This window comes from Staphylococcus cornubiensis, assembly GCF_900183575.1.
Classification (GTDB): domain Bacteria; phylum Bacillota; class Bacilli; order Staphylococcales; family Staphylococcaceae; genus Staphylococcus; species Staphylococcus cornubiensis.
On sequence record NZ_FXUZ01000005.1, the window covers coordinates 131,458 to 146,265 of the forward strand.

Genomic DNA, 14,808 nt, shown 5'->3' on the forward strand with positions numbered 1-14,808 from the left:
ATAAAGAGGCCGGGGATATCATTGCGATATGCGCCCTGCCTCTTTTTTTCATGTTCATTTGTTCGATACGGAATTAGCCACCGTATACGTCATGATATTCTGTTGTTTTTTCTAATACGCTTTTCGCAAATGGGCATGTCGCGAAAATTTTGAAGTTATTTTCACGCGCATCTTTTACAGCCGCTTCTACTAATTGTTTCCCAACACCTTGACCTCTCAATGAGTCCCCAACTACTGTGTGGTCAATGATAATTTGAGTTTTTCCTGGTACGTAAGTCATGATTGCTTCTGGATTGCTTTCAGATTCTCCTACATAGTACTTATTATTGCCCTTTTTAATTTCTGCCATAATTACGCCTCCTCATATAATTATCGTACACCATCCATTATATCGATTTCATACCTCTTATCAAAGTAATTGACCTATCTGGTATAAAATTTAAACTTAATGCTTTACAAAGTTTTCTATCCACGTTATAATTATCTCGAATTCGAAATAAAAAGGAGGTGTTGGCATTTGCAGAGAACAGAAACTGCACTCAAAACATTAATCGGCATCAAACGAACCAATGACATGATTGATAAAATGATTCGCAATGATGTCAAATCGTATGGCCTTAATGTCACTGCGTTCGCGGTGCTTGAACTTTTGTACAACAAGGGCGAACAAAGTATTCAACGGATTCAAGAACGCATTTTGATTGCCAGTAGCAGTACAACTTATGTCGTTAATTCTTTAGAACAAAAAGGATATTTAAAACGCCGACAGTGTGATAGAGATAGACGTGTAAGTTATGCAACTTTGACTGACAAAGGCCAGCAGCTCATGGAGAAAGTCTTCCCAGAACATGCACAAGCAATTGAAAAGGTTTTTTCAGTACTCACAGATGAAGAATTGAACACATTACAACAAGTGTTAAAAACATTAAGTACACAGCAACAACAGTGAATTGAAGGCGTGTACTTTTATTTCACACCGTAATTAGTTCGAATTAGAGACAATTTATTAAAAAGGGAGTTTTTTAAATGAAACAATATCCATTAAAAGGTATTCACCACGTAACAGCAATGACAAATGATGCAGAACGTAACTATCACTTCTTTACTGATGTACTCGGTATGAGACTTGTTAAAAAAACAGTTAACCAAGATGACATTTATACGTACCACACTTTCTTCGCTGATGATGAAGGTCACGCTGGTACAGATATGACATTCTTTGATTTCCCAAATAACCCTAAAGGTGCACCAGGTACAAACTCTATCAGCCGTACTGGTTTCCGTGTACCAAACGATGCAGCACTTGAATACTACAAAGATCGTTTCGACGAGTTCGGTGTAAAACACGACGATATCGACACAGTATTCGGTACAAAAGTATTACGTTTTGAAGAAGAAGACGGTCAAAGATACCAACTCTTCTCAGATGAAAATAACTCAGGTGTTGAACCAGGTGTCGCTTGGAAAAATGGTCCTGTACCTCAAGACAAAGCGATTTACGGTTTAGGTCCAATCGAAATTACAGTAAGCTACTACGATGAGTTCAAACAAGCATTAATGGATCTTTATGGTATGAAACCAGTTAAAGAAGAAGCAGACGTAACACTTTTAGAAGTTGGTAAAGGTGGTAACGGGGGTCAAGTCATCTTACGTAAAGATGAAACAAAAGAAAGCCGTCCAGGTTACGGTCAAGTCCACCACGTTTCATTCCGTGTTGAAAATGACGAAGCAATTGAAGAATGGTTTGAAAGATACAATGAATTAGGTGTAAGAAGCTCTGGTATTGTAGACCGTTTCTACTTCAAAGCTCTTTACACTCGTATTGGTCACATCTTAATCGAACTTTCAACTGATGGTCCAGGATTCATGGGTGACGAACCATACGAAACTTTAGGTGAATCATTATCATTACCACCATTCTTAGAAGATCAAAGAGAGTACATCGAATCTGAAGTACGCCCATTCGACACAACACGTAGCACAAAATAAGATGCTCAACCGTGTGAAGCAGTGATATGAGAATGGAGGGCTACCATGTACGCTTTTTACGCATCTGAATTATCAAAGCAACAAATGTATAAATTTTTAATCGGTTCTGTTGTGCCTCGACCTATCGCACTGATCACAAGTCAGTCTGAGGAAGGTCTTCTCAACATTGCACCATTCAGCTTTTTCAATATTGTCGCTTCAGAACCAGCGCTATTATCGGTAGCAGTCAATCGTAAAGAGGGCGAGATGAAGGATACCGCGCGCAATATCTTAACGACTAAAGAAGCCGTTGTACATGTGGTGACTGAAGATAACGTTGCCAATGCGAACCAAACCGCAGCTATGTTACCTGCTGATGAAAGTGAATTGGATCATACCACATTTACAACGACAGATTCGGAAATGGTAACCGTACCGAGTTTGAACGAGAGTAGTATCCGATTTGAAGTCAAACTCTATCAACATGTTGAAATTAAAAACGATCGTAATGAAAATACAAACGATTTGTTATTACTTGAAATTCAAAAGGTTTATATAGATGAGGATTTATTCGATCTAGAAAAAGGGTATATAGACGTAGAAAACATTAAGCCCGTAAGCCGACTTGCTGGGGATGACTATGCACGTTTAGGCGAAACATTTACAATCGAAAGACCCCGATAATTATAAAAGAGGTGAAACGTAATGGAACACATTTTTAAACAAGGCGAACCATCAAAACCAACATTCGTATTCTTACACGGTACAGGTGGGGATGAAAACGACTTATTACCACTTGCAGAAATTTTAGACCCAACTTACAACGTTTTAGGTGTACGTGGTAATGTATCAGAAAACGGTATGAACCGCTTCTTCAAACGTCACGGTGAAGGCCAATATGATGTAGAAGACTTGAAATTTAGAACAACTGAATTGCACGAATTCCTTGAAAGTGCAGCAGACAAATACAATTTCGACTTAGATAAAGTGGTATTAGTGGGCTTCTCAAACGGCTCAAACATTGCGATTAGCCTCATGCTAAACGAAAACATGCCATACAAAAAAGGCTTATTATTCGCACCACTTTACCCATTAGATGTACCGGAAGATCTTGACTTATCAGGTAAATCTGTATACCTCTCAATGGGTAAAAACGACCCAATCGTACCTGTTGAAGCAAGTGAACATGTACGTGCTATCTTCAAAGACCGCGGTGCTGATGTCACTGAGTACTGGGTTAACAGTCACGAATTAAATCAAGCTACAGTATTAGCAGCGAAAGAAACATTATAAGTACGAAAAAGAGCTTAGGTGCTATGGCCTAGGCTCTTTTTTTGATATTGTTTTGTGAATGGATTGCTTTTTCTTTACTTAAATTGATCAATATGCCTACTTTTCAATCTTAATTTTACTTTTAGCTAAAAAGTAGGAAGCAACACCAAATAAGATACTTCCAATCAGCCATCCTAAAAAGTTTACATCTGCAAAAGTGAGTCGTTGATGTGTAATAAATACAAACAGTATATTGATTAACAACGACATTACAAAGAAGAAGACACCCCCAAAAATGGATTGAAATCTCAATTTTTTCAACATGGATTGATATGCCTCTTCGCTATAAACAACTTCATTATAGACATCGGACTTCTTCAAAGTAATCAAAATAGATACAGCGTTAATCAATGCTAAAACAAGCATCAAAATCGTTCCAACACTCAATGTATTTTGATATGCATCAACAGCAAGACTAATAAAAAGGAATAATAAAAGTATCCAAAAAGAATTTAAAAACAAATACGTCATTTTTTCGTGAATCAACTGTTCTTCTCTTTCATCTCTGTCTTGCATGAAACCTAACATACGATTCATGAAACGCTTTTTGTTATATGTCATGTCCTATCAGTCCTCCCAAAAAATATCATTCAACGTTACACCTAATGTTAAACAAATGCTGATACATAACTTCAGTGAGGGGTTGTACTTATTATTTTCGATCAAATTAATCGTTTGCCTTGAGACGCCTACTTTTCGAGACAATTCTAATTGGGAAAGCCCACATTTTTTCCTAAATTCCGTCAATCGATTCATCCATGTACGCCCCTTTCAGAATGTCATATATATTGTACTTTTATATTAAAAATTTTTTAGACTGATGTCAAATATAAATGACATATGGGCAAAATAAAAATGCGTACGACCAAGCATCTGTTGAGCACTTGATGGTACGCATAGAGGTAAAATTAACTTTCTATCATCGTTAATACTTTTTTCGGAACCTCATTTTCAGCTATAGGTTCAACATTCAAAATGACGCCTTTTTGATCCGTCATTGTCACTTTCACCCAGTCGCCTGCTTTCATTTGTTCTATTTCTTTCTTTAAATATGCGGTATGTTTATCTTTTTCAGAATACAAAGCGATACTGTCATTTTTATGACTCACTTGACCATAATAAACTTCTTTTTGATTCAAATTGATTAAACTTATTGAAATATAGATCACCATAGTCGCCAATAATACCGCTATCGCAATCAATGTAACTTTTTTGCGTGTCATTGTTGTATCTCCTTTAGTCAAACAAGATAATACCACTATATCCGAGTTGGTGGTAAAGGTCATAGCCCCTGAGACTGAAATATTCATACAGCTTGAAAAGTAGAAACCTTAAAATAATGACATTTCCCCCTCAGAAAAATAAAAATAGACGTACGCGAGACTCCCCTCAACATACGTCTAGTTACAACTGATTTTATAAAAGTTAATGTGGACATTGATTGTATTCTTAGTTGAAAGTAACCGCTATTACAAACACCTTTCGTCACTTTCACAACACTATCATCAGTTCAATTGTATTTGTGATAGTGATGAGGTATCTTATTTCGATTTGAGCGACTCTCTAGATTGCAAGAACCGGCCATGACTACTGAGGTGCCTCGGAAAGCGTAGCACGGCTCAGTAATCTAAGCATCACTTACGATACAATCGGATCTGAATCTCCACATAATCCTCATGCTCTTTTTCCTTCTGCTCATACCGAATCCCATTCGCACGGATTTCCATCAGACTATCCGCAATAATATCACGCGCTTCAGAAACATCCTGTGCAAACTCCGGTGGCCGCGCCACGACTTTCTCTTCCACAACATCATCTTTAACAACTGTTGCCTTCAAACGTTCTTCGGTTTGTTTCACATTCAATTGCTCTTTCAAAATCACACCGAGCATCTCTTCCTGAAATTCAGGCGTCTGACCGACGAGTGCACGCGCATGACGCTCAGTAATTTGATGTTCACGGACCGCTTCCAACACGACTGGCGTTAACTTCAACAAGCGCAATTTATTCGCAATAAAGCTTTGGCTCTTTCCGACACTTTTGGCAAGTTCGGCTTGTGTAATGCCTTCAAATGCTAACAATTTTTTGTATGCTTCTGCTTCTTCCACGGCCGATAAATTTTCACGTTGAATATTTTCAATCAGTGCAACAACAGCTGTTTCCTCATCATCTAAATGACGCACAAGGACTTCCGCTTCTGTCATATGATTCATTTGCAAAGCACGAAAACGGCGTTCACCTGCAATGATTTCATACATATTTTCTTCGATGGGGCGTACAACAATCGGCTGTAATAAACCGTGCGCACGAATCGACTCAGCAAGTTCCTCAATACGTGCAGTATCGAACTTTTGACGTGGCTGGTATCGATTAGGGACAATCTTTTCAATTTTTATGGATTGAACGCCCTTTTTGTCTTCATCTGTCACTGTTAATAGGTCATCTTTATTTTTTAAACCAAATAACTTAGAAAAGGGTTTTTTCATGTTTATTCTCTCCCTTTAATATTCCATAATACATGCATTATTCAACAAGTGGTGATTTATTTGGCGTTCCCGGTTTACGCGGGTACTTTTTAGGTGTTTGGCTACGTTTTTCTATCGTCACAATTTGACGTTCACCTGCATCTTCCGGTAAATCAAAAGTATCCACTCGCTCAATGCGTCCACCTAACACACCTACTGCAAAACGTGCCTCTTCCAACTCTTCTTGCCCTTTTGAAGATTTCAATGCAAGAAAGACCCCGTGCTTTTTCACTAATGGAATACAGAGTTCACTCAGTACTGTCATTCGTGCGACAGCCCTTGCTGTGACAACATCGAAAGACGCCCGGTAGTCTTCGTTCTTCGCAAATGTTTCTGCACGATCATGCACAAATCGGACACCTTCCAATTCTAACGCTTCTGCCAATTGATTTAAAAACTGAATGCGTTTGTTCAATGCATCAACAATCGTCACATGAATTTCTGGAAAAATAATTTTTAATGGAATACTTGGAAACCCTGCACCTGCACCCACGTCACATAAGTTAAGTGGTTGATTGAAATCATGATAAAAGCTCGGCGTGATGGAATCATAAAAATGTTTCAAATACACTTCATGCTTTTCAGTAATACTTGTTAAATTAATTTTCTCATTCCATTCTACAAGCATTTCGTAATATTTTTCAAATTGTTGCTTTTGATGCTCAGATAAAGTAATGCCGTACTCACTTAATTGTGTCGCTAACCATTCTACGCTCATTTATTTCACCCTTTGAATTTTGCCTTGCTCTAAGTAGACTAATAAGATAGAAATATCAGCCGGATTCACACCTGAAATACGTGACGCTTGTGCGATATTTAACGGTTTGACTTCCGCTAATTTTTCACGCGCTTCTGTTGCAAGACTGTCGATTTTACTGTAATCCAAGTCTTCCGGAATTTTCTTTTGTTCCATACGTTTCACTTTATCCACTTGTTGCAATGATTTCGTGATATAACCTTCATATTTCGTTTGAATTTCAACTTGTTCTTCAACATCTGCTGGCAATTGATGGTCTTCTTCTAAAATTTCAATAATTGTGTCATACGTCATTTCTGGACGACGCAACAATTCTTTCGCCAAAATACCATCTTTAAGACGAGAACCACCCTTTTCTTCAATAATTTGTTGCACACGCTCACTTGGTTTAACACGAATTTGTTCTAAACGTGCGATTTCATCAGTGATTTGTTGACGCTTCGTATTAAATCGTTCGTAACGTTCATCAGAAATTAAGCCTAATTCGTGACCTAAGTCTGTTAAACGTAAATCTGCATTATCATGGCGTAATAACAAACGATATTCCGCACGAGATGTGAGTAAACGATACGGTTCATTCGTCCCTTTCGTCACAAGGTCATCAATTAATACACCGATGTATGCGTCTGAACGACGTAAAATCGTTTCTTCCTTACCTAACACACGTGCTGCAGCATTAATCCCGGCCATTAAACCTTGACCTGCCGCTTCTTCATAACCCGATGTTCCGTTAATTTGACCCGCTGTATAAAGATTTTTAATCATTTTCGTTTCAAGCGTTGGCCATAATTGTGTTGGTACGAGTGCATCATATTCAATCGCATAACCTGCACGCATCATATCCGCTTTCTCTAAACCAGGAATCGTCGCTAACATTTGACGTTGTACTTCTTCAGGTAAGCTTGTTGACAATCCTTGTACGTAAACTTCATTCGTATTACGCCCTTCTGGTTCAAGGAAAAGTTGATGTCTTGGCTTATCATTAAAACGTACGAACTTGTCTTCAATTGATGGGCAATAACGTGGACCTGTCCCTTTAATCATACCTGAGTACATCGCGGATAAATGTAAGTTATCATCAATCACTTGGTGTGTTTCGCCATTCGTATACGTTAACCAACATGGCAGCTGGTCTAAAATATATTCCGTCGTATCATAACTGAATGCACGGCCCACATCATCACCAGGTTGAATTTCTGTTTTACTGTAATCAATTGTTTTGGCGTTCACACGTGGTGGTGTTCCCGTTTTGAAACGTACGACTTCAAATCCGATTTCACGTAAATGGTCGGCAAGTGTCACAGATGGTAATTGATGATTTGGACCACTTGAATATTTCAAATTACCTAGAATGATTTCACCGCGTAAAAATGTACCTGTCGTTAAAATAACAGCTTTTGCGCGATATTCTGTACCGATATTCGTACGCACACCTTTCACTTCGCCGTCTTCAATAATCAGTTCATCTACCATTCCTTGCATGACTTCTAAGTTATCTTCATCTTCTAATACACGTTTCATTTCTTGTTGATACAGCACTTTATCCGCTTGAGCACGTAATGCACGAACAGCTGGACCTTTCCCTGTATTCAACATACGCATTTGAATATGTGTTTTATCGATCGTTTTCGCCATTTGTCCACCGAGCGCGTCGATTTCACGTACGACAATCCCTTTCGCTGGTCCCCCTACTGACGGGTTACATGGCATAAATGCGATATTATCTAAATTGATTGTGAGCATGAGTGTATGTGCACCACGTCGCGCTGATGCAAGTCCAGCTTCGATACCGGAATGTCCAGCACCCACTACAATCACGTCGAATGATTTTACCATTTCGTTAACCTCCAAAAATTATTTTCCGAGACAGAACTGACTAAATAGTTGATCAATCAATTCTTCACTTGCGGATTCACCTATAATTTCACCTAATATTTCCCATGTGCGCGTTAAGTCAATTTGTACCATATCCATTGGGACACCCATTTCCGCAGCATCAATCGCATCTTGAATCGCATTTTTAGCTTGCTTTAATAATGAAATATGGCGTGAATTAGAAACGTATGTCATATCTTGGCTCTGTACTTCTCCGCCAAAGAATAAATCACGTATTTGTATTTCTAACTCATCTATCCCTTGTTGTTGGAGCATCGATGTTTGGATGATTGGCATATCCCCAACCATTGCTTCTACTTCTGCAATGTCTAAGCGTTGTTCTAAATCAGTTTTATTAATAATGACAATCGCATCTTCGTTTTTGATGACTTCATATAATTTGCGATCGTCTTCCGTTAATGGTTCGTTATAGTTTAATACGAATAAGATTAAATCTGCTTCACTTAAAGCTTTACGCGAGCGTTCAACACCGATACGTTCGACAATATCTTCTGTTTCTCGAATTCCCGCTGTATCGACAAGCCTTAACGGTACACCGCGGACATTGACATATTCCTCGAGCACATCACGCGTTGTCCCAGCAACTTCTGTTACAATCGCCTTGTTATCTTGAATGAGATTGTTCAGCATGGAAGACTTCCCGACGTTCGGTTTACCGACAATCACCGTAGATAAACCTTCCCGCATAATTTTACCTTGTACACCAGTGTCGAGTAACTTTTGAATCTGTTGTTTAATCTCTTGTGAACGTTCTAATAAAAATTCCGTTGTCGCATCTTCTACATCATCATATTCAGGATAATCGATATTCACTTCGACTTGTGCTAAAATCTCCAAAATCGATTGACGTTGACGTTTAATTAAGTCACTCAAACGCCCTTCAATTTGATTCATGGCTACTTTAGACGCCCGGTCAGTCTTAGAACGAATAAAATCCATGACCGCTTCAGCCTGTGATAAATCGATACGACCATTTAAGAAAGCACGCTTCGTATATTCACCTGGTTCAGCCATTCTTGCGCCGTACGTCATTGTTAATTCAAGTACACGATTAATTGTTAAAATACCACCGTGACAGTTAATCTCAACGATATCTTCTCGTGTAAATGTACGTGGTGCACGTAATACTGAGACCATGACCTCTTCAACAATTTCTTCAGTTTCCGGATCGATAATATGACCATAGTTAATCGTATGTGTCGGAACATCTTTTAATAGATGCTTCCCTTTATAAAGCTTATCTGCAATTTCGACCGCGTCATGACCTGATAAGCGGACAATACCGATTGCCCCTTCCCCCATTGGTGTTGATATACTTGTTATCGTATCAAGTTGTTCCACGATTTACGTACCTCCCTTTAACACAATATTCCTTTTCATATTGTAAAATGATTCTCAATGTATTGCGAATCACATGTTTTTAATTGCGGTATTTAATGTAGATTTTCTTTTTTCATTATTAGAAGTTAGACTTCGGTTTGTCTGAAGTCACACAAACCGAAGTCTAAATCTCCCCTACTTTATTCGTTTGTTAAAGACCTTCGCAATTTTCAAAACATGTTCTAAACTTTTTTGTATTTCAGCTGTAGACATCGTCGCAGCAGGAAACCTCGCTATCACAATAATATCTTTTGGCAAAAAGTCTTCTTTATGCACTTTAAAGCACTCTCTAATGCTTCTTTTAATTCGATTTCGAGTTACAGCGTTCCCTAATTTTTTAGAGACGCTAATGCCTAGTCTAAAATGTGCTAACTCCTGAGTTTCATAAGTATAGACGACAAATTGGCGATTGGCTACAGATTTACCTTTACGATAAATCAATTGAAAGTCAGCATTTTTTTTAATTCGGTATGCTTTTTCCATTGTACATCACTCGTCTTTCTTCAAAATGCCCAAAATAACGGGATGGTGATCAGGACAACCACTCAAACTTTATCGTTTTTCATTCTTCCTCTTCAAATTCGTCACAATTGTCAAATCAAGAGCCATTCAATAGTCGTTAACTCAAAAAAAAGACCACTGAATGAGTCAGTGATCTTATGCTGATAAAACTTTACGACCTTTACGACGACGACGAGCTAATACTTTACGGCCGTTTTTAGTGCTCATGCGTTTTCTGAAACCATGAACTTTACTATGTTTACGCTTATTTGGTTGATAAGTACGTTTTACCATGCAAAACACCTCCATCTTCATTCATTCAATTATCTAAATACGTCATTATAGATAAATTAAGTTAATTTCATTTTTAATAAGTTCAAAATAGATGTTTCTCTACTAAAATGAAATGTCTACATTTCAAGCAACTACTACAATATAACAAAATCAACTCTGTAAATCAAGTGGCTTTTTTCATAATTCTTGATAAATACTGTTGAAAAGTTGTCCACTTATTCACAGCCCAGGTGACTAAAATTGTGGATAACATTCTTATGTGCACAAGTTGTTCAAGATGATAACAACATATTCACAGCCGTTTGACATCCTCCTATGTGAAAAAGTATAATTGTGTGGATAAGTGGTGGAATCCCTTATTCTACATAGATTGAATACTATGTAATCATAACAAAAATGTTGTGAATAACTCACAAATGATTGATATTCATCCACAGCTTGTTATTAAATTGTGGATAATTATTAACACCCTGTGATTAAAATCATTCACAGGTGGGGATATTGTGTATAACAAAAATTTTTACTTAGGAAGATGGAGTTAAAAATGTCAGAACAAGAAATTTGGGATAATGTTCTCAACTTATGTAAAGAAAATGTCACTACTGTTTCATATGACACTTGGCTCAAAGACACAACACTCTATGCTCTATCTAATGATGAAGCTGTTGTCATTGCGGCACAGCCTTTTATTGCGAATTGGCTCACTACAAACTATACAAAGCTCATTAAGCAATATTTAGAAGCTGTTACGCAACAAACAATTGATACAATTAAGTTCATTACTGAAGAGGATCTGCAAGAACTTAATGTTGCTTCGTCATCTCATCAATCAGGTCAAGCAACACCTGTAGAGCCAGTTGTGTCAGGTGAGCAGTTCAATACAAACAACACTTTTGAGACGTTTGTCATTGGACCTGGTAACCGCTTCCCTCATGCTGCAAGTCTCGCTGTTGCGGAATCACCAGCAAATGCCTACAACCCACTCTTTATATATGGTGGCGTAGGTTTAGGGAAAACGCATCTGATGCACGCAATTGGGCATTACGTGTTGGAAAATAATCCAGATGCAAAAGTGCTTTACACGTCAAGCGAAAAATTTACGAACGAATTCATTCAATCCATTCGAAACAACGATACTGAATCGTTCCGCGAAAAGTATCGTAACATCGATATTCTATTAATTGATGATATTCAATTCATTCAAAAGAAAGAACAAACGCAAGAAGAATTTTTCCACACTTTCAACGATTTACATCAAAATAAAAAGCAAATCGTCATTTCTAGTGATCGCCCGCCGAAAGAAATTTCAACTTTAGAAGAACGTTTGAAATCACGCTTCCAATGGGGACTTATCGTGGATATTACACCGCCTGATTTCGAAACACGTATGGCGATTTTGCAGAAAAAAACTGAAGAAGAAAATCTCGATATTCCAATTGAGTCCTTAACTTACATTGCAAATCAGATTCAAACGAATATTCGTGAACTTGAGGGCGCATTGACACGTGTCTTAGCCTATTCAAAACTTCAAGGAAAACCCATCACAACTGAATTGACTGCTGATGCTTTAAAAGATATTATCCAAGTGACTAAAACTAAAAAAATCACAATTCAAGATATCCAAAAAGTTGTGGGTGAATACTATGGTGTGCGTATTGAAGACTTTGTTGCGAAAAAAAGAACGAAATCTATCGCATATCCGCGACAAATCGCAATGTATCTATCACGAGAGCTCACAGATTTTTCATTGCCTAAAATTGGGGAAGAATTTGGTGGTCGTGATCATACAACAGTTATCCATGCACATGATAAAATTAAAAAAGATATCGATAATGACCCAACTTTACGACAAGAAATCGAAAGCTTAGAAAAAGATATCCGAAGCTGATTTGTGGATAACGGGGAAAAGTTGTACACATGATGCACAAGTTATCCACATGTGCATAACCTTTATTGATGCGCTTTTTTTCAAGTTATCCACTAATCCACAGCACCTATGACTATTATGACGAATTTAATTAATAACTATTAACTATATAAACGACTGAAAGGAGTTTATAGATGATGGAGTTTTCTATTCAAAGAGATTATTTTATCACTCAATTAAATGACACATTAAAAGCTATTTCACCAAGAGCAACATTACCGATTTTAACAGGGATTAAAATAGACGCGACAAATGAAGGTATTGTTTTAACAGGATCTGATTCTGAGATCTCAATCGAAATCACAATTCCTAACCAAGTCGAAGGTGAAGAAATTATTCACGTGGTTGAACCAGGTTCAGTTGTATTACCAGGCCGCTTCTTTGTGGACATTATTAAAAAGTTACCAGGCAAAGAAGTTAAACTTTCAACAAACGAACAATTTCAAACATTAATCACTTCTGCACATTCTGAATTTAACTTAAGCGGACTTGACCCAGATCAATACCCACTGTTACCACAAGTTTCTAGTGATGACGCGCTACAATTACCAGTTAAAGTGTTGAAAAACATTATTGCACAGACGAACTTTGCAGTGTCCACCTCAGAAACACGTCCAGTATTGACAGGTGTGAACTGGCTTATACAACAAAATGAATTAATATGCACAGCGACCGATTCACACCGCTTGGCTGTAAGAAAGTTAAAACTTGAAGAAGAGATTGAAGACAAAAATGTCATCATTCCTGGTAAAGCATTAGCAGAGTTAAACAAAATTATGACAGACAGCGAAGACCACATTGATATTTTCTTCGCATCGAACCAAGTTTTATTTAGAGTAGGCAATGTTAACTTCATTTCACGTTTATTAGAGGGGCATTATCCAGATACATCTCGTTTATTCCCTGAAAACTACGAAATTAAGTTAGGGCTCAATAACTCTGAGTTTTACCATGCGATTGATCGTGCGTCATTACTTGCGCGTGAAGGTGGCAACAATGTTATCAAATTAAGCACAGGTGATACGCAAATTGAATTATCTTCTACATCGCCAGAAATTGGTACGGTAAAAGAAGAAGTGACTGCAAATGAAGTTGAAGGTGGCAATTTGAAAATTTCTTTCAACTCGAAATACATGATGGACGCATTAAAAGCAATCGATAACGAAGAAGTCGAAGTAGAATTTTTCGGAACGATGAAACCATTTATTTTAAAACCAAAAGATGACGATACTGTCACTCAACTTATTTTACCAATCCGTACGTATTAAATCGGTACGACGTTATAAAAAAGCAGTTGGCTATCAAACCAACTGCTTTTTTGTTGTCACCGTTTAAAGTGTTGCAAAAAAATGACAAAATTTTTAAAGTCATTTGCGGAACTTACACGTGTAATTATTCAAAGTGAGTTAACTTTAGTATAATTAACTTAACTCAAAAATGGAGGAATGAACCTATGTTAAAGAAAAATAAATGGTTGGTTGTATTCATTGTTGTAGCACTTGTCGTAGTTGTCACTCTCAGCTTTGCCACTTTCAAAACATCGAACAAATCAAATGGCGGATCAGGAGAATCACTTGCAGCAGAAACTAAAAAGCAACCTACACAAGGTAAAAAAGATGCAAAAGTATTACTCGTAGAATTTGGTGACTTTAAATGCCCGTATTGTGGAGATTTTGAACGTAATATTAAACCGCAATTAGAAAAAGAATTTATCGACAATAACAAAGTTGAATTTCGCTATGTCAATGTGTTAATCCACGGAGATGAATCTGAACTCGGCGCAAAAGCAGCTCTCGCGGTGAATCAATATGCCCCTGAAAAATATTGGAAGTTTCATCATGAACTTTTTGCACAACAACCTAAAAATAAAGATGATGTTGGAAGTCAGCATTGGTTAACAGACGATTTAATTCAAAAGCAATTACAAAAATTAGGTTTAAGTGAGCAAGAACGTAAACAAATTACAGCGGCTTATCGTGAAAAAAATGGCGAGATGGCTAAGCGTGCACAAGAAGATCATACGTTAGCAAAAAAAGAAGAAGTGCCTTACGTACCAGCATTATATGTGAACGGTAAACAAATTGAAGATGAGACGGATTTTAACGCGATTAAAAAAGAAATCAACAAAGCACTTGAAGAATAAAATCGCAATTCATCATTTGAGTCAGAACGAGATGTTCCACATGAAACTTTTAGGTGAAAAATCCTTTCTAGAGCATGAAATTTTC

Annotated in this window: 17 protein-coding genes; 7 read left to right on the forward strand and 10 right to left on the reverse strand. The window is 37.4% G+C overall.

Features of this window, described 5'->3' with window-relative positions; genetic code table 11:
• Positions 1-73: 73 nt before the first annotated feature.
• Complete coding sequence (locus tag CCE82_RS07670; RefSeq protein WP_086428822.1) at positions 74-349, reverse strand: GNAT family N-acetyltransferase; 276 nt, start codon at positions 347-349, stop codon at positions 74-76.
• 168 nt (positions 350-517) lie between these two features.
• Here CCE82_RS07670 and CCE82_RS07675 point away from each other — a divergent pair, with 168 nt between their 5' ends.
• From CCE82_RS07675 to mhqD, 4 genes are all read left to right on the forward strand, one after another.
• A complete protein-coding gene (locus tag CCE82_RS07675) occupies positions 518-949 on the forward strand; it encodes a MarR family winged helix-turn-helix transcriptional regulator (RefSeq protein ID WP_086428823.1) in 432 nt (143 codons plus the stop codon).
• A gap of 77 nt (positions 950-1,026) precedes the next feature.
• Positions 1,027-1,989: a ring-cleaving dioxygenase gene (locus tag CCE82_RS07680; RefSeq protein WP_086428824.1), complete on the forward strand. Its 963-nt coding sequence runs from the start codon at positions 1,027-1,029 to the stop codon at positions 1,987-1,989.
• 45 nt (positions 1,990-2,034) lie between these two features.
• Positions 2,035-2,652 carry a flavin reductase family protein gene (locus CCE82_RS07685; protein ID WP_086428825.1) on the forward strand — a complete coding sequence of 206 codons (618 nt, stop codon included), beginning with the start codon at positions 2,035-2,037 and terminating at the stop codon, positions 2,650-2,652.
• A 21-nt stretch (positions 2,653-2,673) separates the two neighbouring features.
• The gene (gene mhqD / locus CCE82_RS07690; protein WP_086428826.1) at positions 2,674-3,261 is read left to right on the forward strand and encodes a methylhydroquinone degradation carboxylesterase MhqD; all 588 of its coding nucleotides are present in this window, start codon (positions 2,674-2,676) and stop codon (positions 3,259-3,261) included.
• A 96-nt stretch (positions 3,262-3,357) separates the two neighbouring features.
• Here the strand turns inward: mhqD and CCE82_RS07695 are convergent, their stop codons facing one another.
• From CCE82_RS07695 to rpmH, 9 genes are all read right to left on the reverse strand, one after another.
• Positions 3,358-3,861, reverse strand: coding sequence for a hypothetical protein (locus CCE82_RS07695; protein WP_086428827.1), 504 nt, complete (start codon positions 3,859-3,861; stop codon positions 3,358-3,360).
• 6 nt (positions 3,862-3,867) lie between these two features.
• Entirely contained in the window at positions 3,868-4,056 is a 189-nt protein-coding gene (locus CCE82_RS07700) for a helix-turn-helix transcriptional regulator (RefSeq protein ID WP_086428828.1), read from the reverse strand.
• 152 nt (positions 4,057-4,208) lie between these two features.
• Positions 4,209-4,523, reverse strand: coding sequence for a hypothetical protein (locus CCE82_RS07705; RefSeq protein ID WP_086428829.1), 315 nt, complete (start codon positions 4,521-4,523; stop codon positions 4,209-4,211).
• Positions 4,524-4,934: 411 nt separating this feature from the next.
• Positions 4,935-5,786 carry a ParB/RepB/Spo0J family partition protein gene (locus CCE82_RS07710; protein WP_086428830.1) on the reverse strand — a complete coding sequence of 284 codons (852 nt, stop codon included), beginning with the start codon at positions 5,784-5,786 and terminating at the stop codon, positions 4,935-4,937.
• Positions 5,787-5,823: 37 nt separating this feature from the next.
• On the reverse strand, positions 5,824-6,543 hold the full coding sequence (gene rsmG, locus CCE82_RS07715; RefSeq protein WP_086428831.1) for a 16S rRNA (guanine(527)-N(7))-methyltransferase RsmG: 720 nt from the start codon (positions 6,541-6,543) through the stop codon (positions 5,824-5,826).
• Entirely contained in the window at positions 6,544-8,418 is a 1,875-nt protein-coding gene (gene mnmG, locus CCE82_RS07720; RefSeq protein WP_086428832.1) for a tRNA uridine-5-carboxymethylaminomethyl(34) synthesis enzyme MnmG, read from the reverse strand.
• Positions 8,419-8,436: 18 nt separating this feature from the next.
• Positions 8,437-9,819 (reverse strand): tRNA uridine-5-carboxymethylaminomethyl(34) synthesis GTPase MnmE, encoded by a 1,383-nt coding sequence (mnmE, locus tag CCE82_RS07725; RefSeq protein ID WP_086428833.1) that lies wholly within the window; start codon positions 9,817-9,819, stop codon positions 8,437-8,439.
• Positions 9,820-9,993: 174 nt separating this feature from the next.
• A complete protein-coding gene (gene rnpA / locus CCE82_RS07730; protein WP_086428834.1) occupies positions 9,994-10,341 on the reverse strand; it encodes a ribonuclease P protein component in 348 nt (115 codons plus the stop codon).
• Between the two features lie 174 nt (positions 10,342-10,515).
• Positions 10,516-10,653, reverse strand: coding sequence for a 50S ribosomal protein L34 (rpmH, locus tag CCE82_RS07735; RefSeq protein ID WP_000240855.1), 138 nt, complete (start codon positions 10,651-10,653; stop codon positions 10,516-10,518).
• A 544-nt stretch (positions 10,654-11,197) separates the two neighbouring features.
• On the opposite strand from rpmH, the gene dnaA reads away from it, so the two are divergent.
• The 3 genes from dnaA (at position 11,198) to CCE82_RS07750 (ending at position 14,723) form a co-directional block, all read left to right on the forward strand.
• Positions 11,198-12,541: a chromosomal replication initiator protein DnaA gene (gene dnaA / locus CCE82_RS07740; RefSeq protein WP_086428835.1), complete on the forward strand. Its 1,344-nt coding sequence runs from the start codon at positions 11,198-11,200 to the stop codon at positions 12,539-12,541.
• 173 nt (positions 12,542-12,714) lie between these two features.
• Complete coding sequence (dnaN, locus tag CCE82_RS07745; RefSeq protein WP_086428836.1) at positions 12,715-13,848, forward strand: DNA polymerase III subunit beta; 1,134 nt, start codon at positions 12,715-12,717, stop codon at positions 13,846-13,848.
• A 185-nt stretch (positions 13,849-14,033) separates the two neighbouring features.
• Positions 14,034-14,723 carry a DsbA family protein gene (locus CCE82_RS07750; protein ID WP_086428837.1) on the forward strand — a complete coding sequence of 230 codons (690 nt, stop codon included), beginning with the start codon at positions 14,034-14,036 and terminating at the stop codon, positions 14,721-14,723.
• Positions 14,724-14,808 lie beyond the last annotated feature (85 nt).

What these genes read in the sequence shown, in the direction of transcription:
- CCE82_RS07670 (WP_086428822.1), bottom strand. Translation starts at nt 349, where the DNA reads ATGGCAGAAATTAAAAAGGGCAATAATAAGTACTATGTAGGAGAATCT.
- CCE82_RS07680 (WP_086428824.1), top strand. Translation starts at nt 1,027, where the DNA reads ATGAAACAATATCCATTAAAAGGTATTCACCACGTAACAGCAATGACA.
- CCE82_RS07685 (WP_086428825.1), top strand. Translation starts at nt 2,035, where the DNA reads ATGTACGCTTTTTACGCATCTGAATTATCAAAGCAACAAATGTATAAA.
- mhqD (WP_086428826.1), top strand. Translation starts at nt 2,674, where the DNA reads ATGGAACACATTTTTAAACAAGGCGAACCATCAAAACCAACATTCGTA.
- CCE82_RS07695 (WP_086428827.1), bottom strand. Translation starts at nt 3,861, where the DNA reads ATGACATATAACAAAAAGCGTTTCATGAATCGTATGTTAGGTTTCATG.
- CCE82_RS07700 (WP_086428828.1), bottom strand. Translation starts at nt 4,056, where the DNA reads ATGAATCGATTGACGGAATTTAGGAAAAAATGTGGGCTTTCCCAATTA.
- CCE82_RS07705 (WP_086428829.1), bottom strand. Translation starts at nt 4,523, where the DNA reads ATGACACGCAAAAAAGTTACATTGATTGCGATAGCGGTATTATTGGCG.
- CCE82_RS07710 (WP_086428830.1), bottom strand. Translation starts at nt 5,786, where the DNA reads ATGAAAAAACCCTTTTCTAAGTTATTTGGTTTAAAAAATAAAGATGAC.
- rsmG (WP_086428831.1), bottom strand. Translation starts at nt 6,543, where the DNA reads ATGAGCGTAGAATGGTTAGCGACACAATTAAGTGAGTACGGCATTACT.
- mnmG (WP_086428832.1), bottom strand. Translation starts at nt 8,418, where the DNA reads ATGGTAAAATCATTCGACGTGATTGTAGTGGGTGCTGGACATTCCGGT.
- rnpA (WP_086428834.1), bottom strand. Translation starts at nt 10,341, where the DNA reads ATGGAAAAAGCATACCGAATTAAAAAAAATGCTGACTTTCAATTGATT.
- rpmH (WP_000240855.1), bottom strand. Translation starts at nt 10,653, where the DNA reads ATGGTAAAACGTACTTATCAACCAAATAAGCGTAAACATAGTAAAGTT.
- dnaA (WP_086428835.1), top strand. Translation starts at nt 11,198, where the DNA reads ATGTCAGAACAAGAAATTTGGGATAATGTTCTCAACTTATGTAAAGAA.
- dnaN (WP_086428836.1), top strand. Translation starts at nt 12,715, where the DNA reads ATGATGGAGTTTTCTATTCAAAGAGATTATTTTATCACTCAATTAAAT.
- CCE82_RS07750 (WP_086428837.1), top strand. Translation starts at nt 14,034, where the DNA reads ATGTTAAAGAAAAATAAATGGTTGGTTGTATTCATTGTTGTAGCACTT.